This window comes from Pseudonocardia autotrophica, from assembly GCF_003945385.1.
GTDB classification, from domain to species: Bacteria; Actinomycetota; Actinomycetes; order Mycobacteriales; family Pseudonocardiaceae; genus Pseudonocardia; species Pseudonocardia autotrophica.
In genome coordinates, this window is the sequence record NZ_AP018920.1 from 4209685 (window position 1) to 4231700 (window position 22016).

Below are 22016 nucleotides of genomic sequence, written 5' to 3' on the forward strand. Positions count from 1 at the left end.
TTCGCCCCGCTGCGTCCGTGCTCGGCCGCAGCGCGTCAGCGGTCCGACCGTTCGACCAATGATAGACCCGGGGTCAACCTCGGGTCCCAGCCATCGCACAGATTTTTCGGTCAGACCATAGTCGGTACGACCAAATCCATGACACGATGACGCCCGCCCGAGCGAGACAGGACGAGCGTGACCGACGGAGGTACGCACGCATGACGATCGAGGCTCCACCCGGGCACGGGTGGACGACCGCGGAACTGACCGAGTCGCTCTTCGCCGGCGGGAGCCTCGCCGAAGGGGCGGAAGTCGTCGGCGTCGAGTCGGAGCCTCTCGGCGCGGGGCTCCTGGCGGACACCTTCCGCCTCGCCCTGCGCTATCGCCCCGAGGGCGCCGGACCCGCGACGGTCGTGGCGAAGATGCCCTCCGCCGACCCCGACGCCGCCCGCACCGCGGCGAGCCTCGGCGCCTACGAGCGGGAATGCCGCTTCTACACGGACCTGGCCCCTCGGCTCGCCGTGCGGACCCCCCATCTGTTCGGGACCCTCGACGTCGACGGGAGCACCAGCGGGATGCTCCTGGAGGACCTGTCGCGGATCGCGGCACCGGGCGACCAGCTGGACCGCGCCGACGCCGACCAGCTCGAACGGGCCCGCGCCGAGCTGGCCGGCATGCAGGCGCCGCTCTGGGACGATCGCGACACGGGCGGGCTGGACTGGCTCCACCGCCGGATGGGGGTGCCCATCCCGGAGCTCGCCGAGCGGTACCGGCGCTCGTGGGGCATCGCGCAGGAGCGGCTCGGCCCCGGGCTGGAGCCGGCGCAGCGGAAGCTGATCGCGCGGTTCGGGGAGGTCTGCGGCGCCTGGGCGGAGTCGCTGCCCGGGCCGTTCACCCTCGCCCACCACGACTTCCGGCTGGACAACCTCATGTTCTCCGCCGACCGCGTATGGGTGCTGGACTGGCAGATCGCCGGGTGGGGTGCGCCGATGTGGGACCTGGCCTACCTCATGGGGAGCTCGGTGGCGCCCGCCGACCGACGGCGGCTGGAGGCCGACGTCGTACGTCGCCACGTCGAGGACCTCACCGCCCGCGGTGTGCCGAACCTGACCGAGGAGTGGGCCTGGACGGAGTACCGACGGCTGTCACTGGCCATCCTCCTGGTCATCACGCCCGCGGCGGGCACCGTGCGCTCGACCGAACGCGGTGACCGGATGCTGCTGCAGATGTTGGACAAGGGCGCGACCCAGGCTCTCGAGCTCGGCGCCGAGGAGTTCCTGCCCGCATGATCACCTCCTGGGACGACTACCCCGTCCACCAGACCCCGATGCCGGTGGCACATCCGGAGTCCGGCGATCCCGCGCACTACGAGCGATACTGGTTCAGCGCCTTCGACCTCGACGCCACCACGGCGATCGGCTTCGGCCTGAGCCTGTACCCCAACCTCGGCGTCGTCGACGCCGCGTTCTCCGTCTCCCGGGGCGGCGTCCAGACCTCCGTCTTCGCCTCCGGCGCCCTGACCGACGACCGGGCACTCGCCGTCGGCCCCCTCTCCGTCGAGGTCGTGGAGCCGCTGCGGACCCTGCGCGTGGTGGCCGAGAGCCACGCGGGGCTGGGCGGCGAGCTGGTGTTCCGCTCCCGGACCGACCCGCTCGAGGAGCCGCGCACGCTCCGGACCAGCGGCATCCGCACCACGTCGGACCGGACCAGGCTCGTACAGTTCGGGACGGTCGAGGGCTCGTTGACCGTCGACGGCGTGACCACCACGCTGACTCCGGACCGGTGGCGTTCGGTCCGCGACCGCTCGTGGGGCATCCGGGCGACACACGGCAGCGCCGCCGCCGGGCCCGCGCGCCGCTCGTCGGACTCCTACTTCGTGTGGTCCGTCTTCCACTTCGACCAGGAGTGCGTGCACGCCGTGTGGCACGAGGACCCGGAGGGCAACCGGATCGGGACGACCGGCGCGGTCGTGCCCGTCCACGACGCGCCGGGCGAGCTCGCCCGCACCTCGACGCTGGACTGCGACATCCGCTACCGCGCGGGGACCCGGTGGGCGGAGACGGCCGCCCTGCGGCTCGGGCCTCGCGGGACAGTCGACCGGGACATCGCGGTCACCCCGCGCGTTCCCTTCCTGATGAAAGGCCTGGGCTACTCCCACCCCGACCATGCCTTCGGAGCCTGGCACGGCGGGACGGTCGTCGACCGAGAGGACTGGGTGCTGGCCGACCTCGACCCCACCGACCGCTCGGTCCTGCACACCCAGATGCTCTCCGAGCTCCGCACCGCGGACGGTCGCTCCGGAGTCGGCCTCTTCGAGCACGCGGTGGTGGGACGGCATACCCCCTCGGGCATGACCGCCGCCTAGCGTTCGACAACACCGGCACCGGGGAGCGCTCGACGGACATGACGCTCGATGGCGCGGCCTCGACCGGCCCTGTCTGCACCCGGCGGCTGTCGGAGACCCCGGGACGGACAACGGCGAGGTCGGTTTCGCCCCGCCAACGCACCTGGACCCGCGCCGCCAGCGGGAAACACGGCCGTATCGCAGGCACGACGCGACGGCACCCATCCTTGGGGTGAGTCACCAGGTCTGTCCGCGCAATCCGCGCAATCCGCGCAATCCGCCGGGCGTCAGCGAGAAATCACTGCCTGCGCCGCTTGTGCCTGTGCCGTTTCTGTGCCGTTGCACGGTCAGGGTTCTGCGGAATGTGCGGATTCTGCGGTCGCAGGATGGACCTCCCACCCAGGGCGCGGATGCCGTCCATGAGCGGGTCGAGCTGCTCGGCCGGGATGAACCGTGGGACGCGCTCGATCCCGCGAGGAACGTCGGAGCTGGTCAGCGGGGGTTTAGTGGGCATGTGGGGCCACTCGTTGATCGCGGCGTGGCGGAAGAACCGGGCGACGTGGCCGATGACGTGATCGCGATAGACCGCCGAGAGCGGCTGGTCGGGGTGCTTCCACTTGCGCTGGTGGGGCAGCCAGGCCAGGAACTCCAGCAGGGCGGGCCGGTCGAGCCCGGCCAGGGTGGTCTGCTCGGGTCGGGTCTCGGCGTGCCAGGCCGCCAGCCGCAGCAGACCCGAGCGGGCCTGGGCGACGGTGCCGGGCGCGCGTCGGACGGCGAGCTCGCGCAGGTAGCGGCCCATCGCCTCCTCGACCGCGGGGACCGAGCTGAGCGCGGCCGTCGGGCGGGGTTGCTTGCGCAGCGGCAGGGCCTCGATGAACCCGGCGTGGAACACCGCGACGCCGGTCTGGGTGACGCTGCTGTGCCAGGCCATCGGGAACCCGGACCGCATCCGGATCTTCAGGTCGAGCTGCTCGATCTCGGGCAGCGAGGCAACGGTGCGGATGGCCGTGCGCAGCTCGTCGATCTCGGCGAGGGACAACGTGGTGAGGTCGGGGTCGGCTCGGTGCAGGATCAGCCGCGGCAGGGCCCAGGGCAGGCTCTTGTTGACGCTGGGGGCCGACAGACCCCGTCCGAGCTCCTGCTCGCGCAGGGCTGCCATCTGCGCGCGCAGCGGCAGGCCCAGCCCGTCGGCGATGGCGAGGATCCGCAGGTTCGCGGCCCCGAACAACCACGGCCAGTCCAGCCGCAGCCGCCCGGTCAACGACAGATAGAACAGGTAGGGCCGCGCTCGGAAGCTCGCCGCCGCGCCCGCCGGGTCGACCAGCGTTCCTGCCGGGCCGGGGCGCGCGTTGATCGTGGGGCCGACGCGTTCTGCCAGCGGACGGCGGGCCCATCGCGTCATCGACGGGTAGTGCGCGACGAACTCCGCCCGGGCCTGCATCAGCATCGGTGTCCAGTTCTTCGACCCGCGCAGCCCGCCGCGCAGGAACCGCTCGTACTCGCCGGCCGAGGCGTGCGAGGGGCCCGAGTAGCCGTCGGTGGTGCGCGGTGACCGTGAACGTCGTGGCGCGCTCATCGCGCCGTCTCCGGCTGCGGGCCCTGCTCCAGGGCGGTCCGGTAGTCGTCTCGGACCTGGTGGTCGGTGAGCCGGACGTAGACCTTGGTCGAGTCCGGGTGTGCGTGGCCGAGGCGCCGCATCAAGGTCAGCTCCCGCATCCCGAGCTCGGTCATCCGGGTGGCGTGCGTGTGGCGCAGGCTGTGTGGGGTCAGCCAGGGCTCGCGCACTCCGGCGCGGGCCGCGGCCCGCTGGAACAGCCGGACCAGGCCGTCGTAGCTCAGTGCGTGGTCTCTGCGGGCGCCTCGGCCGCCGATCAGGAACAGCAGCGGTGTCTGGGCCTCTGGTGGGCGTTCGAGCAGCACGTAGCGGTTCAGGGCCGGGAGTGCCCAGTCCTCGAGCAGGTCCACCACTCGATCTCGGCGGGACTTCTGCCGTGCGCCCTGCGGGTGATCGTCGCGGTGGCGGACGGTGACCCGTTTCGACCGTAGGAGACGTCCTCCAGATGCAAGCCCAGCACCTCACCCGGTCGCAGGCCGCCCTCATGCATGAGCTCGAGCAGCGCCCGGTCCCGCAGCTTGTCCAGCTGCCCCAGCAGCGCCAGGTAGGTCTCGTCCGGGATCGGGCGCGGCAGCGTGTCGACGGTGCGAACCCGCAGGATCCGGCGGACCGGGCGCTGATCGGCGCTGGTCAGCAGCGGTGGCCGGTGCCGGCCCAGAACGCGGGCCGAGGCCTGGTCGGCCTCGCGCAGGATCGGGTTCTCCACCAGTGTGTAGCCGCCGCAGCTGATCAGGAACTCGTAGAACGACGACACCGCGGCCAGCACCCTGTTGCAGGTGCGCGCCGACAGCCGACGCCCGTCGCCGCTGACCAGACCGAGCTGGCTGCGCTGCGCCCGCCCGGCCGAGGACTGCGCCCGCAGCCAGCCCAGGAACTCCGTGGCCAGCATCGGGGAGAACCCGCTGACGGCTTCGCCGCGCTCGTCGAGGAACTGCAGCAGCTTCATCAGGTCGTAGGCGTAGGCCCGGACCGTGTTCGGCGAGTAGTCCCGCACCGCCAACGACGACAGGAACGCCGACACCTCCGACACCGGCACCCCGCAGTCATCGACCACCCCCACCGCCGGCTCGCCTGGCCGCTCCGGTCCGCACGTCACCACTCGCATGACCGCGAACTAGATCATGAGCCGCGGCCGTCTGACCTGCAGCTTCCTTGTCGTGGCGTAGGAGGTGTCCAGATAAGTGGTGGCCTTCAATTCGACGCCGCAACCCGGGTCGCCTACGGCGGTGACCGCTACGCACCCATGGCCGACGAGGCGACCAAGGCACAGCAGATCGAGATCGCCGAACTCGTCCGCGCCGACCGCGGAGGTTTCGGTGCCTGGCCGAGCTGCTCTCGCAGTCTCCGGCTACCCGACTGATCCAGAGCCACACCCTGTCAACGGCGGGTTTGGAGTGACCCCGTAACGACGGACTGGGACTGACCCCCTGTCGGTGTTCAGTCGTTGCTGGCGCGGTTGTGCTTCGCCAGTAGCTCGCGTCGGGCGCGGGTCCGATAGGAGTCCCCGGACAGGGTCAGCACCTCGGCGTGGTGGACGAGACGGTCGATCATCGCTGCAGCGACGACGTCGTCGGAGAACGTCTCGCCCCAGCGGCCGAAGGGCAAGTTGCTGGTGACCATGACGCTGCCTTGTTCATAGCGGAGGCGATGAGCTGGAAGAACAGGTTCGCCGCGTCCTGGTCGAACGGGATGTAGCCGACCTCGTCGATGATGATCAGTTTGTAGCGGCGGATCTTCTTCAGCTCTGCCTCGAGCCGTCCGCTCTGGTGCGCCGCGGACAGTCTGGTGATCCAGTTGCTGGCGGTGTCGAACAGGACCGAGTAGCCGGCGTGCGCGGCCTTGACCCCGAGCCCGATCGCGAGGTGGGTCTTCCCGATCCCGGGCGGGCCGAGCAGGATCACGTTCTCTGCTGGCGCTCAGCGAAAATGACCAGTTCTGATCGGTGGAAGTGACCACCCTGGCGCGGCCAGAGTAGTGGTCAGGTCGGGGTCATGTGGGTCACCTCCGGGGTGCGGATGTGGGCGGCGCCGGCGGGGACGACGACGGTGATGACGGCCAGCTCGGTGCGGCAGTGCGGGCAGCGTTGGACGCCGTTCGCGGCGGGAACGGCGTGCCCGGGTGGGACGGCGTTCGGGACGGCGTCGGGAACGGCGTGGTCGCCGTTCGGGCTGGTGAGGGCATCGCGCGTGACGGCGTTCGCGGTGTTGAACGAGCCGGGAACGGCGTCCGGGACGACGTCCGGGGCGGTGTGCGGGTGGTCGCGGTGATGCGCGGCTCGACAGCGCGAGGAGCAGAACCGGCGGTTGGGGTTGCGTCGGGTCACGGTGACCTGCCGGCCGCAGGCCGGGCAGGGGTGCTCGCCCAGGATGGTCATGATCGGCCCTGCCCGGTCGGGTCGTGCTCGCCGAGCGCCAGCCGGAGTTGGTTACTGCGTTGCTGGTGGGCCCGCATCCGGTAGGAGGGCCCGTCGATGGCGACGACGATGCCCCGGTGCAGCAGCCGGTCGAGCAGCGCGGCGGCCAGCATCGGGTCGGCCAGCCGGTCACCCCAGCTGGCCACTCCGGCGTGGCTGGTCACGATCGTCGACGACTTCAGATAGCGGCGGTTGATCACCTCGAACAGGGCGGCGTTCGCGTCCGGGTCCGGCGCGGTGCGGGAGTAGGCGAACTCGTCGATCACCAGCAGCCGGGGGCCGCAGTAGAACCGCATCGCGGTGGCCCAGCGTCCTTCCAAGGCGGCCTTGCGGCAGCGTTTGGCCAGTTCGGCGGCGGTGGTGAAGTAGACCCGGTGCCCGGCATCGACCGCGGCCCGGGCGAGTGCGACCGCGAGCATCGTCTTGCCGGTGCCGGGTGGACCGACGAACAGGACGTTGCCGGCGTCGTCGAGGAAGCGCAGCGCCGCGAGCTCACGCACGAGTTTCTCGTCGACCCCGGGTTGGGCGGCGAAGTCGAACTCGTCCAGGGTCCAGGAGTGCGGCAGGCAGGCGAACCGCAACCTGCCGGCCAACCGACGGGCCTCGGCGTGGGAGACCTCGAGCCCGAGCAGCCGTTCCATCACCGCGGTGGGCGAGAGCTGCTCGGCGCGGGCGGCGTCGAGCACCCCGGTCAACGCCTCGGCGGCCGTGCCCAGCTTGAGGACCTCCAGGTGAGCGCGCAGCCGCTGATAGGTCGCCGCCTCGCTCGAGCCGTCGGGTTCAGCCTGGTTGACCGCATGGTCGGGCCGGTGGGTGTTCATGAGCTCTCCCGCCCATCCTGTCCGCTGGTCTCGCCGGTGTGGGCGCGTCCGCGCAGCGGGCGGGTGCCGGAGGCGTAGGCGTCGAAGTCGATGACGACCTGCTCGCCGCTGGCCGGGCCGGCCTGGGCGTGGCGGATCCGATCCGCTTCGGCCAGGGCGTCGGCGGTGGGTGGGCGGCGGTGCTTGCGCGGGCAGGGCGCGCGGTCGGTGAACTCGGCGAGCACCACCCGGGTCATGGCGTCGACGTGTTCGTCGAGGCGCACCAGTGCGCCGGCTCCGTCCGGGGACCGCAGGTGATGCGCCAGCGCGACACCGCGTGCGGTGGCGATGTCCAGTGCCGGGGTGCCGAGTTGGTGGCGAACGGTCACGATCTCGCCGGTGTGCCCGGGTGGGATCGAGTAGCGGTTGCCGCGGAACGCGACCAGGGCCTGCTCGGACACGGTGCGCTCGACGCTCAGCACCGCCGGCAGCGGCGCCGGTGCCGCCCGCAACGGCTCGGCCTCGGCCAGCGCGCCCACGGTCGTCTTGCCCCCGTCGGCGTCGGCGCGGCGGCGTCCGTCGAGGCGGGCGCAGATCCGGTCCAGCCCGGCCTGGGCCCCCGCGAGGGTGGTGTCGTCGGCCAGGGTGCGCCACCAGCGTTGGGCGATCACGTGCGCGCTCTTCTCCACCGCGCCCTTGCGCCAGGCGTGCCGCGGCGGGCAGATGTCGATCCCGACCCGGTAGTGCACCGCCACCGGTCCGAAGCTGACCGTGAGCCGGCCCGAGCCGGGATGACACACCGTGGACATCCGGTCGAACCGCCACCGCCGCGTCACCCCGCCGAGACGGCCGACGACCTGGTCGAGGCCTTCGATCAGGTGCGGCTGATCGAGCGACTCGGTGATCCAGCCCCGCCACCGGCTCGAGTGCGCCAGCACCCCGAGCAGCACGAACGCGCTGCCGGCGAACCCCCAGTGCGCGGGCGGGTCGGTCAGCTCCAGGTAGTCCCACTGGGTCTCGGCGCCCGGCGGATGGGCGATCACCGCCCGCTGGCTGGTCTTGCCCGACCGACACGGCTCGCAGGCCGGGCGCAGCTCCCGGGCGCGCAGCGCGCGCGTGAACGAGGGATACGAGCCCGCATAGCCCAGCGCGGTGACCTCGTCGAACAACGTGGTCGCCCACAGATGCGGGTCCGCACCGAGCCGCAGCCGGCAGTACTCGGCGAACCCCTCGAACGGATCCGGCACGCTGCGGGCCCGCTGCCCCGGCGTGTGTTCGCCGCTCAGATAGCGGCGCACGGTCACCCGTGTGACGCCCAGATGCCGGGCGATCGCGGAGATCGTCCATCCCTGCGCGCGTAGTGCTTGTGCTTCCACGTACGACTCCCATGCGAGCATCCCGAGTGGGCTCCCTCGACGACTTCCGGCCGGTTCAACCGGAGCGTCGAGGGGGCCCGCCTACTGGTGGTGGATCTCAGTCGGCGGGTCGCAAGGGTGGTCACTTCCACTGATCAGCAGTGGTCACTTTCAGATGAGCGGCGGCACCTCGGCTTTCGCGACGAACGCGCTCGTGGCCAGGTGGGCCAGGATGTCGCGGCGCAGCGAGGGAAGATGGTCGAGGTTGAAGTCCTCCAAGGTCTTGACCTGCGGGAAGTGCGCGGTCCGGATCCGCATCACGGTGCCCTTGGACTCGCGGTCGGCGACCTGACGCTGCAGCAGCGCGCCCAGATACTCCTCGTGCGACCAGTTCTCATCGCGGGCCTGGGCGGCGAGCTGTTCCCAGCAGGCCCCGATCGTCGGGGTCTTCAGGACCCGGGTCAGGTAGGCGATCATCGCCGGTAACCCGTCGGGGACTGCGGCCAGCACCGGTCCCGACGGCTCCGGGCCGGGGTCGGTGGGCGTCTTCGGTGAGGTGGTCATGAGCTGCTCACTTCCTCAGCGGGGCTGTCCCGGCTGCTGTCCGAGCTCGGATCCGGAATCGGGGTGGGGGTGAAGTCGACGCCGAACAGGGCGTCGTAGTCGGGCAGCGCGCGCAGGGTCACCGGGTGCCCGTCGAGATGACGCCGCTCGGCGGCCCGCCGCGCGCTGCGGTCGTGGGCCAGGGCGCGGCGCATCGTCGCGGCGGTGTCGCGATGGGCCGGGTCGGTGATCACCGCGTGGCGGGCCCAGCTGCGTTGGTGGCGGGCGACGACCTGCCCGGCGCAGTAGATGACCACCTCGCCCGGGGTGGCGGCGACGTCGACGAACCGGCCGATCACCTGTCGGTCCACCGAGTAGTCGTTGGCATCGACGCGGACGTAGTAGTCCCGCGCCAACCGGACCCGCGCGGTCAGCCCGATCGGCGGGTCCAGCGGCGGCAGCGGAGTCATCGCCGCGTAGTCACCCTCGAGCAGATCGGCCGGGCGCCCGCCGATCGCTCGGACGGTTCGGGCGTTCGCCCTGGTCAGCCAGTCGCTGATCTGCCGATTGAAGTCAGCCGGGGAGGCGAACCGTCGTCCGGGCAGGAACGAGGTCTCGAAGTACCCGTTGTTGCGCTCGACCAGCCCTTTGAACTCCGGGTCCCGCGGCGGGGCCAGCCGGATTCTCGTGGCCAGAGTGAACCGCCCCGGCGTGTCCGGAGAGCTATCGGGTTGAGTGCTCTGACTCGGGCTGGCCGATGTGTTGACGGTAGTGCGCGGCCTCCAGCTCGGCCGGGGGCAGGTCCGCGGCAGCGGAGTGCAGCCGTCGGTGGTTGAACCAGTCGACGTACTCGAGGGTGGCGATCTCGACCTGCTCGACCGTGCGCCACGGACCTCTCGGCTTGATCAGCTCGGTCTTGAACAGCCCGATCGTCGACTCCGCCAACGCGTTGTCATACGCGTCGCCCACCGACCCGACCGAGGGCGCCGCGCCGGCCGCGGCGAGTCGTTCGGTGTAGGCGATGGACCGATATTGCGACCCCGCATCCGAGTGTGCGACCAGCCCGGACAGGTCCTTATGGCCCTGTCGGGCGCGAGTCCATACCGCGTGTTCGAGGGCATCGAGCACCAGCTCGGTACGCATCGACGTGGCCGCGCGCCAGCCCAGGATCCGCCGCGAACAGGCATCGATGACGAAGGCGACGTAGACCATCCCCGACCACGTCGGCACGTAGGTGAAGTCAGTAACCCAGAGCTGGTCCGGGGCCGGCCGGTCGAACCGGCGCTCGACCAGGTCACCGGCCCGCGGCCCACCACCGTCGATCGTGGTGCGGACCCGGCGTCCGCGGCGGACCCCGGCCAGCCCCGCCGCGCGCATCAGCCGCTCGACCGTGCATCGGGCGACGTCGATGCCCTCGCGGCCCAGCTGGATCCAGACCTTCCGAGCGCCGTAGACGCCATAGTTCTCGGCATACACCCTGCTGATCTGAGCGGTCAGTTCCTCGTCACGCACCTGCTGTCTGCTCGGGGCCCTCAACGCCGCGGCGCGGGCGGCGTAGTAGGTCGACGGGGCGATAGCCACGCCCAGCTCGGCGAGCTGGGCGCAGATCGACGCGACACCCCACCGCCGTCCCACCGTGGAGCGGGCGGCGTGCTGGTCGATGAACCTCACCAACGCTTGTGTGGCCGGTCGATCTCGGCCGCGAAGAAAGCCGAAGCAGCCTTGAGGATCTCGTTGGCCCGCTTGAGCTCCGCGACCTCCCGGCGCAGCCGCTTGACCTCCTCGGACTCCTCAGTGGTGGTGCCCGGCCGGACACCACCGTCGATCTCGGCTTGACGGACCCACTTGCGCACCGTCTCCCCGGTGCCGACCCCGAGCTTGGTGGCGACGGCGTTCATCGCCGCCCACGGCGAGTCGTAGTCCGACTCGACCTCGGCGACCATGCGCACCGCCCGCTCACGCAACTCCGGCGGATACGGCGGCTGGGAACGACGTGTCATGACTCCATCTCCTCAGAAGATCAAGTCTCCCGACACGCCGGGGCGGTTCAGGCCGCGGTGTGGACCTGGCCCTGACCCACAGGGCCGCACATCTCAGATTCGCTCGCGGAGTGTGTTCCGGTAGCGAGGACTGGGGTGTCGGTCAGGGTGTGGCGCGCCAGTCGGGGATGTCTCCGCTGTCGGCGACGGCTTTGTCCCAGCGATCCTGCAACCCTTGGAGAAGGCGGGCGTCGACCTCGGCGGCGACGTGGGAGTAGGTCTGGGCGATCTTGTCGCCGAGGATGTGGCCGAGGCGTCGGGCTTGGGCGATGTCGGGAATCTGGTCGGCGATCATCCAGGTCTTGTGGCTGTGGCGTAGCCCGTGGAACGTCAGGCCGGGCCGTGCGGGCGGGACGGCGACGGCGGGGCGGGCGAGGTGTTCGGTGCCGTCGGCGGCGGGGCGCATCGCGCGGCGGGAGAAGTTGCTGCGCCGGTGCAGTTCTCCCTGGGGTGAGACGAACACGTGCCGGTGTGGGTGGGAGCGCAGGTGCGCGGCGAGCAGTGGAACCAGGAACGGCGGTAGCGCGATGGTGCGGGCCGATTCCGGGGTCTTCGGGGGTCCGAGGAACAACCGGTTCCCGACTTCGTGCAGGGCGCCGATGTCGGGGTCGATCACCAGGTAGCTGGTGGTGTCGCCGGTGGGGTCGAGGTGCAGGTTGTGGCGCTGCAGGCCGGTGAGCTCGCCCCAGCGGGCGCCGGTCCATCCGGCGGTGACGATCAGCGTGGCCGCCCCCTGCCCGGCGCCGGGTAGGCGTGCGGCGTTGTCGGCGATCGCGAGGGCCTGCTGGTGGGTCGCCCAGGGGCGTTCGGGGGTGCGTTCGCGGCGGCGTTTCCCGCGTCGGCGGCGGGACCCGAGGAGCGGGTTCGCGGCGATGAGGCGTTCGTCGGCGGCGTCGGAGAGCAACATTGACAGCAGCTTCCCGATGGTGGCGACGGTCGAGGCCGCGTAGCCGTCGGCGCGAAGCTGCTTGTACCAGGCGTTGACTCTGATCGCGCTGATCTCGCCGAGGCCGTGCTCGCCCCAGCGGGGCAGGATGTGGTTGCGCAGCAGGCTGCGGTACTGGGCTTCGGTCGTGTCGTAGACGTCGAGGGCGTCGAGCCACTGCTCGACCCACTCCCCCACCGTGGTGCGCGCCCCGTCGGGGTCGAGGAACACGCCTCGGCGTTGGTCGGTCTCCATCGATTCGGCGTGTTGCCGCGCGGCGGTCTCGGAGGCGAATCCATTGACCGTCCCGATGCTGCCGTCGTCACGTCGGAACCGCACACGCCACGTACTGCGCGCACTCTTACACACCCACGCCATGCGTCACCCACATCCGATTTCGGTCGATTCGGCGTTTCCCGTGGCCGCGTATCGAATCGCGGCGACCCCATTTATGAACGCTTGGGTGGGCGGTTTCGTCCAGTCCGCCGGTCGGGTGAATTGCACGATTCCATCCGTCGCGGCGGGCGCGTCGTCGATTCCGTCGGGCACCTGCGTGGAACGAGCTGGGCGGGGCGTGCTCCGTCGGCGGCGATGGCTGCGATGTCGGCGCGGGAGAAGCGCAGGTGTCGGCCGATGTAGGTGGCGGGGATACGTCGCTCACCTGCGGCGCGGCGCAGCCACGACTCGCGGATCGCGAGGATCCGAGCGGCGTCGGCGGGAGTGTGCAGTGGAAGCACTCCGACGTTCTCGTCGCTGGGCGGAACCGTTTCCCGAACGGAGTTGTCGGATCGAGAAGACTCGCTGTCACGCATGTGACTGCTCCAATTGTTGGTGACACAGAATTATCGGATGGCGCCTCGCGAACGAACGAGCTGGTGCTTCTCGTTCGGTCGCGACGGTTCACCGTTCGGATACTTCGATTCGAGGAGTCGGATCGTGGTTCCGTCCCGATCGGGCGGCGCACCGTTCGACATGCCGATTCATGATCGGTTTCGGGTGTTTCGACGGATGGTGGCGTCGGCGGTCTACGGTGTGGCCCGAAATGGGGGCTGACGACGTCGCTGACGCCCTGTCGTCGGCCCCGGGCCATCAGGGGTCCGGTGGCGCCCGGGCGGCGATGTGGGGCCGGTGCGGCGCTATCGGGTTCGGGCCGGATGGGTGGCGTCGGTCGGATCGGTGGTGATGGCTCGGCGGGTCGTCTGCCACAGCTCGCCGGGCAGGATCGCGGGATGGGTCGGGTCGGGTGAGATGACCCAGTGGTGTTCGGGGACCGGTCGCCGGTGATGGGTGCGGCCCCAGACGCTGTACCCGGTGAGGCCGGGGTCGGTGAGGATCTGCCGGACCGTGCCGACGGTCCAGGAGCGTCGGGTGCCGGTCAGGGTGACCGGGTGCGGGTAGGCGGGGTCGTGGGCGAGGCGGTGGGCGATCTCGGGCAGCGGGATCCCGGCGCGAGCCCAGGACGCGGCGACGCGCACGGTGTGAGCGCATGCGTGGTCAAGCTGCCAGGTGCAGGGTTGGGCGCGGCCGGTGCGGGCCGCTCTCGCGCCGGGGCTCTCGCGCTGGTCAGGTCCCACGTCCAGGTCGGGCACGGCGATCCCCCACGCTTCGCTCGGTGGGTGCAGGTCGTGGAGTGCGGGGCGGCGGTAGCCGTAGGTGATCCGCAGCGGATGGAGTCCGCGGTGCACGCGCCAAATGATCTCGTCGCGGACCCGGGTGGCGAGCTGGGCGCGGTGCTCGGTGAGAACGCGATCGCGCAGGGCAGGCGGGATGTGGCCGGTGGCGGCGAGCACGACGCCGTCGCGGCGCCGCCCGGTACGCGGACGGGAACCTCCGGCCTCGGAGGTCGGCCGGGCGAGGCGGCGGGGACGGGTACGGGTCATGTGGGACTCCCGGGCTTCGGGCGTGTGTGCAGGCGAGGATCACGAACGTCAGGCCGAGCGGTGCCCGGATTCGGGCGGCGGGCGGGGCGGTCGGCGCGGGACCCGACCCGGGCCGGCATGGGGATCGCTGCCGCCGGAGGTAGGGGGCGGGTGGTGAGGGTGAACGCGCGGGCGGGTGCGCTGTCGGTGAGTAGAGCGGCGGCGGCGTGGAAGCCGTCGAGGTGAGCGAGGTCGTGGGGCCCGAGCTCGGGCAGGGTGTGGCGGGCCAGCCAGGCGGCGTCAGACGGAGAGAGCTGGAAGAGGATCTTGTTGCGGGCGTTCGCGGCGATCCCGTCCCGCAACGCCGGGGTGAGCTGCCCGAGGTGTTGGTGGGCAAGGGTGAGGGAGAGGCGGAAACCGCGGGCTTCGGCGAGCATGTCCTCGATCCGGTAGGGCAGATTCAGGAAGTTGTGGCACTCGTCGACCAACAGGCTCGCGTCGCGGCGCTGGTGTTCGGGCTGGGTGATGCGGGTCAGCGCGGCCGCCCACACCTGCGACACCAGCAACGACCCCACCAGCCGGACCGTGTCCTCCCCGAGCACTCCCTTGGGGATCCGCACCAGCAGCAACCCGCCCCGGTCGAGCAGCCGCGGCAGGTCGACGGTGGTGGGTCGGCACAGCAGCTGTTCGGCGAACGGGCGGAGCAGGACAGCACGCAGCTTGTTCAGCAGGGGTGCGGCGATCTGGGCGGCGGCGGGGTCGGAGAGCTGGTCGAACTGCCGCCAGAACCGCAGCAACCGTGGATCGGTGACGCCGGTGAGGAGGCGGGCTCGGGTGGCGCGGTCGGTGAGCAGCTCCGGGATCTGGTCGAGGCTCGCGACGCCGGGGTGGTGGCGCAGGGTCAGGCAGGCGACCCGGAACAGGTCCTCGCTGCGGTGCCCCCACGCGGAGGAGAACACCCGGGCAAAGACACTCACCACGTTTTCGACCGCGGTGTCCCCCACCTCCGGCCCCGGGGGCGTAGACGCGGAGCGGTGGTCGGGGGTGTGGAGGGGGTTGAGGCTGGGCCAGCCGTGCGGGCCGGGGTGGGCGGGGTCGATCAGGATCGTGCGGGCGCGGGCGTGGTCGGACAGGCGGGTGTGGATGTCGTGGACGAGGTCGCCTTTCGGGTCGATGACCACCACGGCGCGTCCGGAGGCGGCGTCGGCGAGGACCCCGTGCACGCACAGCGTCGACTTCCCCGCACCGGTCGCACCCAGCACCCACACGTGATGCCGCGCATCAGCAACCGAGAGACCCACCGGGCGGGCGGGGACGGCGTCGGCATCGCCCAGGGGCCGCACCCCCGCCCCGGTGGCCGGGATCTGCGGGGGCGGCGCGACCGCGGCGGCGCCGGCGCGGCGCAGGCCGGGGACGTGCTCGTCGGTCGGGAGGTGCGCGAGCGCGGCCAGCTCGGCGACCGAGAGCAGGTCCCCGCCCCGCAGCGCCCGGGCAGCGGTCGTCGTGGTGGGGTGGTGGAGGGGGCGGCGGCGGAAGTGGTTGTGTCCGGAGTACCCGGCGAACGCCGCCCCCACCGCGCGTGCCCGCGCCGCGCACACGGCCCGCGCGAGGTCCCCGCCGTCGTGCTCGGCGGGCGGGCTGTCGATGGTGGCGAGGTAGCGGATGGCGACGCGGTAGCCGCCGCCCGAGCCGTGGGCCTTGCCCGCGGCGGCCCGGTTCTGCGCGGAGTCCACCCACCGATCCGGGCCCGCCGCGGTCCGGGGTCGTGCGGGCTGGGTGGCGCGGTGAGCGGGGCCGTGCACGAGGGTCGTGACGATCTCCTGCGCGAGGGTTGCCGCCGCGCTCGCGACCAGCCCCGCGATCCGGACGGCGAGAGCCGCGGGCGTCCTGGCCCGGGTTCGGGTGAGGGCGGCCATCCGGGCACTGCTGACCGGGCGGGCCAGGACTTGAACGAGCACTCGCTGCCCGACCGGCAGGGGTGACGCGGCGCCGATCACCGCGCGGAGCGGGTCGGTGCGGTGATCGGTCGCGATCGGGAACCGCGGCGGGCGTGCCAACCGCAGGCGCCCTCCTGCCTCGGCATGTGCCGGGTCGACGGCCGGGCGGGTCGGGGCGATGGTGGTGCGGGCGCCGGGCCAGGCGCTACGCACCGCGGCGGCGATCTGGGGTGGCGGGATCGAGGACGGAACCCAGAGCGCGATCGTCAGCCCGCCCGGGGCGAACTCGTACTCGAACGACACATGCGGCGCACCGGCCAACCGGCGCAGCAGGCGGGTTCGGGCGGGCAGCAGGCCGAGCAGGTGCTGCCAGAACGCCGTCGCCGACCCCGGGTCGACCCGCGGCGGGACCGCGATCTCCACCCGCGCCGCCCCGTGACGGTCACGGCGCTCACGGCCCCGCCGCAGCGTCCACGAGCCGGTGACCCCGACGGCGGTGATCGCGGCGGAGCCGCCCAGCACGGCGAGAACCTCGGCGAGGGGGATCGCGGAGAGTGGTGTCACCACGCTCCCTCCACGTGGACGCCGGGATGGGCCCCGGCGCGGGCCGGTGCGGGGTCGAGCCGGACCCACGCCGGGTCTGTGGAGTGCGTGGCGAGGTGGGCGGGGTCGGTGGTGATCAGGGCGTCTTCCTGGTCGGAGGCCAGCGCGGTGAACGCGGCGCGCTGCTCGCCGCCGGTGAGCAGCCCGTCGCCGCGCTGCGCGGACAGCAGGAACCCACGCTCCCCCGCCGACAGGCCGAAGACCTGGGTGACGCGGTCGATGGCCTGGGGGGCTTGGCGGAGCAGGATCTGGGTGGCGGCGTTGGTGATCACGGCCCGGCCGAGGTCGGAGCCGAGGATGTCGGCGGTGTCCTGGGTGGCGACGGTGAGCCCGCACCAGTGCTTGCGCCCGGCCTTGGCGGTGCGCAGCAGGAACCGCGCGCCTGCCCGGTGTTGCAGCAGTAGCCACGCCTCGTCGACCACGACGAGGCGGCGGCGCCGGTCGTGGGGGTGGGTGACGGTGCGCCAGATCGCGTCCAGGACGAGCATCGTGGCCAGCGGCCGCAGCTGCTCCGGGACCTCGCGCACCGACCACACCGTGAGCGGTCCGGCGGTGGGCGGGTGGCTGGTGGGGCCGTCGAACAGGCCACTGAACGCGCCGTCGACAAACGGCCGCAACCGGGCAGCCAGATCCGCCGCGATCCCGTCCGTGGCCGCGTGAACGTTCCGAACGGCGCTGCCGGCTGCGAGATCGACCGCGGCGTCGTTGCCCGCGTCGATGTCGAGGTCGTCGTCCTCGACGGCGGTGTCGGGGTGCAGGGCCCGGTCGATCAGCCCGGGGGCGATCCGGTCCTGACCGTGGGTCGTGAGGGTGCGGTGCAGGTCGGCGAGCAACGGCGCGGGTCGGGTCCAGGTGGCAGGGTCGTCGGTGATCCCGGCCCGCAGATACGTCGCCGTGATCGCCTCGTCCAGGACCGCGCGCTCCGCCGCCGACAGCTCCCCCGCACGGGCACGGTCGTCGGCGCTGTGGTCGGTAGTGGTGAGGGCGACGGTGAGCAGGGTGTGGAGGGTGAGGCGGCGGCGGGCGAGCGCGTCCGGTGCCGCTGTCAGGGTGCCGTCGGGCAGGGTGTGGGTGTCAAGGTCGAGCGGGTTGATCCGCACCCCGGGCGCGCCGAGGCGGACCGTGGTCGCGCCGACGGCGTTGGCGAGGCGCCGGTACTCGTCCTCGGGGTCGACGACCTGGGCGTGGACCCCGGTCTGCAACGAGCGCAGCAGGTCGAGTTTGACCAGGTAGGACTTCCCGGCCCCAGAGCGGCCGAGGATGACGGAGTTGTAGTTGTCGCACGCCCAGCGGTCCCAGAACACCAGCGAGCTCGACACCAGGTTCTGCCCATACAGAACCGTGGTCGGCGAGGTGGGTGGTGGGAGGTCGGGGCTGGCGAACGGGAACGCCGCCGCGAGGGCGGCGGTGTCGAGGACCCGCCCGGTCCCGACGCGATCCAGCCCCAGGGGCAGCCCGGTCAGCCAGCCGTGCCAGGCCCGCCACGTCGCCGGATGGGCGGTGATCAGCATCGAGGACAGCAGCGCCCGCACCGCCGCAACCTCACCATCCAACCCCGCAGGGGTGGTCGCGGTGACGGTCACGGTGATCGTGGTGGTGAACAACCGGGCCTCCCCGCGGGCGACCCGCTCGGCGAGCAAGTGGGCGTCCTCGGCGGCGGCGTCGACATCGGGGTCGGGGAGTCGGCCGTGGATCGAGCCGGAGCGGCGGGCGGCCTCCAGGCGGGCCAGCCGCCGCCGTAGCCGTCCGGCGGCGATCGTCGTGTCGAGGGGGGTCACATGGACCGAGACGTCGACCAGCCCGGGGTGCCCGGTGATCGGCGCCAACCACCCCGCCCCTGGAACCTCACGCGGGAACCCGGTCACCACCAGTGTCGTCGTGCACACCTCGTCCAGGACGACCTGGCGGGCGGCGACCCGCACCCGGCCCGGCGCGAACCACCGCGACGCCTGCGACCGGCCACCGGTCACGGCCTCCCGGCGACGCCGCCGGACCAGCCCGCGTCCCGGCGGGACTCCCTCGCCGGCACGGGACTCGGACGAGACGGCGGGGAGTTCGACGGTGGGCGGGTCGTCGTCCGCCGAGCGCACCGACACCGCGTCGGACCGCGAAGCCGGAGCCGCTGCCGGGTGGTCGGGGTGCAGGGTGGTGGCGGGTGCGGTGGCCCGCCGCAGCACCGCGGCGGTCTCGGCGTTGGACAGCGGGCTGACCCGCAGCCCGAGCGGGGAGAGCAGCGCGACGGCCTCCTCCGTACGGCGCCGCAGCCGCTGCCCCGCCGCCGCCCCGGCCCGCGCCCCGCGAGCGGGAGCGGGGTCGCGGAAGACGATCAGCATCTCCCGGTGCAGCAGCTCCGCTCGGCTATCGAGATCGTGCAGGTGATCGGCATGGGCGAGCGCCGCGCCCGCGAGTTCGCGGGTGGGGAGGGTGTGAGCGTGCTGGTGCAGGTGCGCGATCGGTGCGCTGAGGTCGAGGGGGCGGCTGCGGGTGAGCAGCTGCACCGGACCGGACAGCGAGTGCAGCCAGCGGGCGAACCCGCCGATCACCGCGTCCTGCTCCGCCCCCGACCGCAAACTCAGATTGATCGGGACGATCGCACAGACCACCGCCCACCCGTGCCCGTCGAGATCGACGACCCCGAGCTGGTCCGAGCCCACCGCCCGCACCCCGCCCACCGGCAACTGGGCGGCGACGACCCGCCCCACCCCCGGCGTCCGCAGTCGGCGTGGCACTCCGGGCAGGGCGAGGCGCTGACCGAGCGCGGCGAGAAGCAGACGGTCGAAAGGCACGCCGTCACGGCGCCCGACCACCAGCGCGATCGCCAGGACAGCGACCGGGACGACGGCGATCGCGAACACCAGCAGCCGGGCGGGACCGGTCAGCTGCCACACCCCGAACACCACGGTCGCGGCGACGGTGGTGATGGCGAGCTGGCGGGCGGTCAGCGAGCCGAGGATCTGGTCCTCGCGGTCGACATCGGCCGGGATCTGCACCGGGGCACTCATCGGGGGTCCTTCCTCATCGGTAGCCGCGGGGCCCGCCGCGGACGCACCCGCGGCATCGGAGCCGACGGCACCCGCGGAGCAGCACGATCCGGCGACGGCGACGGCGACGGCGACGGCGACGTGGCCGGACGCGGCGCAACCGGCGGAGTCGAGGGCGGGGGCGGTGTCGGGGGCGGTGTCCTCGGAGTGGGTGTTCGCGGCGGTGCGCCCGGAGCCGCGGGGCGAGGCGCGACGGCCGACGACTGTGTGGGGCCGGCCGGGATCGGCAGCCTCAGCTGCACCCCGCCCGACGCCGGGCGCGCCGCATCCGGTCGTGGGGCCGGTGCGGGTGGTGCGGGGCGGGGCGTGCGGTGCAGGTTCGGCAGCGGGAGCGGGTACTGCCCCGAACGCAGTGCCCGCACCCCGCGATACGGATCCGGTGGGCGCAGGTTCAGCGGGACCTGACGACCGCCGAAGCTCGCCACCGCTGGACGACCACTCCCCGCCCTCCCACCCGACCGTGGCGGTGATGGCCGGCGCGCGACCGGGAACGCGAACCGGTACTGACCGTCCGCCCCCGCCACCGCGCGCTGCTCGGGCCACAGCCCGTCGCCCGGGAACCGCAGCTGCTCCCCACGCCCCGGCGACCGCCCCGCTCCCACCGCGACAGTGGGGGTCGGGGTGTCGGTGGTGCGGGGGACGCGGGCGACGTCGATCGGCAGGCGCCACTGCCCGTCCCGGCCGGCGACCGCCCGGTGCTCCGGCCACACCCCTTCCGTCAGTGGCAACGCCAGCTGGCCCGGCCCAGGCCTGCGCCCCTCACCGGGCGGTGGGACGGGCGTGGCCCGGCGGGTGGCGCGGCGGGGCCGCAGCCCGGGTAGCGGGAGGGCGAGCTGCCCGCTGGGCAGCATCGGGGCCCGGTCGAGAGGATCGCAGACATCGCCCCACCCGCCGGGAAGCCGACGGCGGGTCGAGGCGGCGACCGCGCCGCCACCCAGCCCGGCGCCGAGCAGCCTGGCGCCCTTGACCGCGAACCCGATCTTGATCGCGGTCGCCAGCAACGACGAGCCGCCCGCGCGCAACTTGACCGTTGACCACACCCAGCCCGGGACCCGCAGCAACAACCACAGCAACACCCCGAGCACCAGCAGTGTCACCCAGCTCGCCTGCCCGCTCGGCAGACCGAACACCCCCGCCGCACCCGCGGTACCGTCCGGGCTGTCCGGGTCGGGTAGGAGGACGACCAGGCCGACCGAGACGATCAGGGCCTGCAGGACCTGGATCGACAACAGCCCGGTCATCGCCCGCCACCACCAGCGGGCCAGCGGATCGGTCTGGGGCAGGGCGTGCCACATCACCACCAGCGGCGCCCCCGCCACGAGCACGATCACCATCACCACGCGCAGGACCCACCCCGCCAGCACCGCCACCAACAGCACCCCGACGACGGCGGAGGCGAGCAACAGCGGCCACGACGCCGCCACCCCCGCCACCGCAGGAGGTGAGGTGATCGCCGCCCGCACCAGCGCGGCGAGGCCGGCCATCCCGGCTCGTTCGTCGACACCGCCGACGAGCTCACCCGACAGGGAGTTCGCGATCTGCACGCCGGTGTCGGCCAGCGGCAGCGACCACCACGCCGCCACGAACCCGACCACCAGCCGCGGTGCGACCTCCCGCACCCCGTAGCGGGTCTGCACGCTCTGATGGACCATCACTAGCAACCCGCCGGCCAGGACGAGGGCGGTGTAGGCGGCGAGCGCGATCCGCCACGATACCCCCCACAACTCCGTGAGCCGCGGGATCGTCGAGGGCAGCGGCGTCGACAACAAGGTGTCCGACAGCAGCTCCAACGCCGGGTTGACCACATCGGTGACCGCTGCGCGCAGCAGCCCGGTGAACGCCTCCCCGATACAGCCCGCTACGTCGAACACCCCGCACGACCCCACCGGTGCCGGCGACGGTGCTTGCGCCGGAACGGTCGAGACGACGGTGTTCGACGTCCACTGCGTGGCCGATACCGACATGGGCGACACCGGAACCCCGATCGGCGCTGACGCCGTCATCACGACCGGCGCAGCGCTCGATGGCGACGCCGCCGGGTCCGCACCGACACTCGGCGAGGCGATCGCCGCCGCCACGACGGCCACGATGAAGGCTCGGACGACGACCCCCGACGAGCCGCCGACCAGGACGCCGACCCGGCCGTGGTTGCGCCCGGCCGTGACCGGCCGCGGGGTCGGGCGGGGTGCTGTGGCGGTCACCGGTCAGGCTCCGACGATGCCGGAGAGCACCGACACCAGCAGCGGGGCCAGGACGACGATCGCGTAGCCGAACGCGGCCGACCGGAACGCGGTCTTGGCCTTCTCCACCTCACCCATGTCACCGGCAGCGGCCATATAGCGGACCGCGCCGATCGTGAAGCACACCGTCGCCAACACCCCGACGATCCCCATCACCCAGTTCCGCAGATTCGTCAACACCTGCTCCACCGACGCCGCCGGAGCCGGCGCCTGCACCGGCACCACTCCCGCCGCCCACGCCGTCCCCCCGCCGGGCAGCAGCAGGGCGCACACCAGCACCACGACCAGTGGCACTACGCCGAACCGGAGCCACTGCGGAC

Annotated in this window: 17 protein-coding genes and 3 pseudogenes; 3 read left to right on the forward strand and 17 right to left on the reverse strand. The window is 72.5% G+C overall.

What is annotated here, in order from left to right; all coding sequences use genetic code 11:
- Nucleotides 1-200: 200 nt before the first annotated feature.
- Together Pdca_RS19690 and Pdca_RS19695 are read left to right on the forward strand one after the other, a co-directional pair.
- The gene (locus tag Pdca_RS19690) at nucleotides 201-1271 is read left to right on the forward strand and encodes a phosphotransferase family protein (RefSeq protein WP_158092268.1); all 1071 of its coding nucleotides are present in this window, start codon (nucleotides 201-203) and stop codon (nucleotides 1269-1271) included.
- The gene (locus Pdca_RS19695) at nucleotides 1268-2347 is read left to right on the forward strand and encodes an Rv3169 family protein (RefSeq protein WP_085915146.1); all 1080 of its coding nucleotides are present in this window, start codon (nucleotides 1268-1270) and stop codon (nucleotides 2345-2347) included. The genes Pdca_RS19690 and Pdca_RS19695 overlap by 4 nt, the downstream gene beginning before the upstream one ends.
- Before the next feature lie 277 nt (nucleotides 2348-2624).
- On the opposite strand, the gene Pdca_RS19700 is transcribed toward Pdca_RS19695, so the two are convergent.
- From Pdca_RS19700 to Pdca_RS36450, 3 genes and pseudogenes are all read right to left on the reverse strand, one after another.
- Entirely contained in the window at nucleotides 2625-3902 is a 1278-nt protein-coding gene (locus tag Pdca_RS19700) for a hypothetical protein (RefSeq protein WP_085915147.1), read from the reverse strand.
- Nucleotides 3899-4303: pseudogene (locus tag Pdca_RS36445) on the reverse strand (tyrosine-type recombinase/integrase); the annotation flags it as partial. The gene Pdca_RS19700 and the pseudogene Pdca_RS36445, both read right to left, overlap by 4 nt.
- On the reverse strand, nucleotides 4255-5046 hold the full coding sequence (locus tag Pdca_RS36450) for a tyrosine-type recombinase/integrase (protein WP_232021060.1): 792 nt from the start codon (nucleotides 5044-5046) through the stop codon (nucleotides 4255-4257). The pseudogene Pdca_RS36445 and the gene Pdca_RS36450, both read right to left, overlap by 49 nt.
- A gap of 72 nt (nucleotides 5047-5118) precedes the next feature.
- Between Pdca_RS36450 and Pdca_RS37005 the strand changes: the two genes are divergently transcribed.
- The gene (locus tag Pdca_RS37005) at nucleotides 5119-5301 is read left to right on the forward strand and encodes a transglycosylase family protein (protein ID WP_269462868.1); all 183 of its coding nucleotides are present in this window, start codon (nucleotides 5119-5121) and stop codon (nucleotides 5299-5301) included.
- 77 nt (nucleotides 5302-5378) lie between these two features.
- Here the strand turns inward: Pdca_RS37005 and Pdca_RS19715 are convergent.
- The 14 genes and pseudogenes from Pdca_RS19715 to Pdca_RS19780 form a co-directional block, all read right to left on the reverse strand.
- A pseudogene (locus Pdca_RS19715) lies at nucleotides 5379-5842 on the reverse strand (ATP-binding protein).
- 77 nt (nucleotides 5843-5919) lie between these two features.
- Nucleotides 5920-6315 (reverse strand): DNA gyrase inhibitor YacG, encoded by a 396-nt coding sequence (gene yacG / locus Pdca_RS19720; RefSeq protein ID WP_085916920.1) that lies wholly within the window; start codon nucleotides 6313-6315, stop codon nucleotides 5920-5922.
- Nucleotides 6312-7175 carry an IS21-like element helper ATPase IstB gene (gene istB, locus Pdca_RS19725; RefSeq protein WP_085916919.1) on the reverse strand — a complete coding sequence of 288 codons (864 nt, stop codon included), beginning with the start codon at nucleotides 7173-7175 and terminating at the stop codon, nucleotides 6312-6314. Before istB ends, yacG begins: the two co-directional genes overlap by 4 nt.
- Nucleotides 7172-8551 carry a Mu transposase domain-containing protein gene (locus tag Pdca_RS19730; RefSeq protein ID WP_085916918.1) on the reverse strand — a complete coding sequence of 460 codons (1380 nt, stop codon included), beginning with the start codon at nucleotides 8549-8551 and terminating at the stop codon, nucleotides 7172-7174. Before Pdca_RS19730 ends, istB begins: the two co-directional genes overlap by 4 nt.
- Nucleotides 8552-8680: 129 nt before the next feature.
- Nucleotides 8681-9073: an ATP-binding protein gene (locus tag Pdca_RS19735; protein ID WP_269462804.1), complete on the reverse strand. Its 393-nt coding sequence runs from the start codon at nucleotides 9071-9073 to the stop codon at nucleotides 8681-8683.
- Nucleotides 9070-9753: pseudogene (locus Pdca_RS19740) on the reverse strand (Mu transposase domain-containing protein); the annotation flags it as partial. The gene Pdca_RS19735 and the pseudogene Pdca_RS19740, both read right to left, overlap by 4 nt.
- A gap of 22 nt (nucleotides 9754-9775) precedes the next feature.
- A protein-coding gene (locus Pdca_RS19745) for an IS3 family transposase (RefSeq protein ID WP_232021061.1) occupies nucleotides 9776-11052 on the reverse strand; the annotation gives its coding sequence in 2 pieces (ribosomal slippage) (nucleotides 9776-10764 and nucleotides 10764-11052; 1278 coding nt in all).
- 142 nt (nucleotides 11053-11194) lie between these two features.
- Nucleotides 11195-12271, reverse strand: a complete 1077-nt coding sequence (locus Pdca_RS19750; RefSeq protein WP_232021062.1) for a tyrosine-type recombinase/integrase — start codon at nucleotides 12269-12271, stop codon at nucleotides 11195-11197.
- 194 nt (nucleotides 12272-12465) lie between these two features.
- Nucleotides 12466-12828 carry a helix-turn-helix domain-containing protein gene (locus tag Pdca_RS19755; protein WP_085916368.1) on the reverse strand — a complete coding sequence of 121 codons (363 nt, stop codon included), beginning with the start codon at nucleotides 12826-12828 and terminating at the stop codon, nucleotides 12466-12468.
- A 324-nt stretch (nucleotides 12829-13152) separates the two neighbouring features.
- On the reverse strand, nucleotides 13153-13896 hold the full coding sequence (locus Pdca_RS19760) for a recombinase family protein (protein ID WP_085916369.1): 744 nt from the start codon (nucleotides 13894-13896) through the stop codon (nucleotides 13153-13155).
- Entirely contained in the window at nucleotides 13893-16379 is a 2487-nt protein-coding gene (locus Pdca_RS35215) for a DUF8128 domain-containing protein (RefSeq protein ID WP_085916370.1), read from the reverse strand. The genes Pdca_RS19760 and Pdca_RS35215 overlap by 4 nt, the downstream gene beginning before the upstream one ends.
- The gene (locus Pdca_RS19770; protein WP_085916371.1) at nucleotides 16373-19417 is read right to left on the reverse strand and encodes a PrgI family protein; all 3045 of its coding nucleotides are present in this window, start codon (nucleotides 19415-19417) and stop codon (nucleotides 16373-16375) included. Before Pdca_RS19770 ends, Pdca_RS35215 begins: the two co-directional genes overlap by 7 nt.
- Nucleotides 19414-21657, reverse strand: coding sequence for a hypothetical protein (locus tag Pdca_RS19775; RefSeq protein ID WP_125911476.1), 2244 nt, complete (start codon nucleotides 21655-21657; stop codon nucleotides 19414-19416). Before Pdca_RS19775 ends, Pdca_RS19770 begins: the two co-directional genes overlap by 4 nt.
- Before the next feature lie 3 nt (nucleotides 21658-21660).
- Entirely contained in the window at nucleotides 21661-21990 is a 330-nt protein-coding gene (locus Pdca_RS19780; RefSeq protein ID WP_232021063.1) for a pilin, read from the reverse strand.
- Nucleotides 21991-22016: the final 26 nt, after the last annotated feature.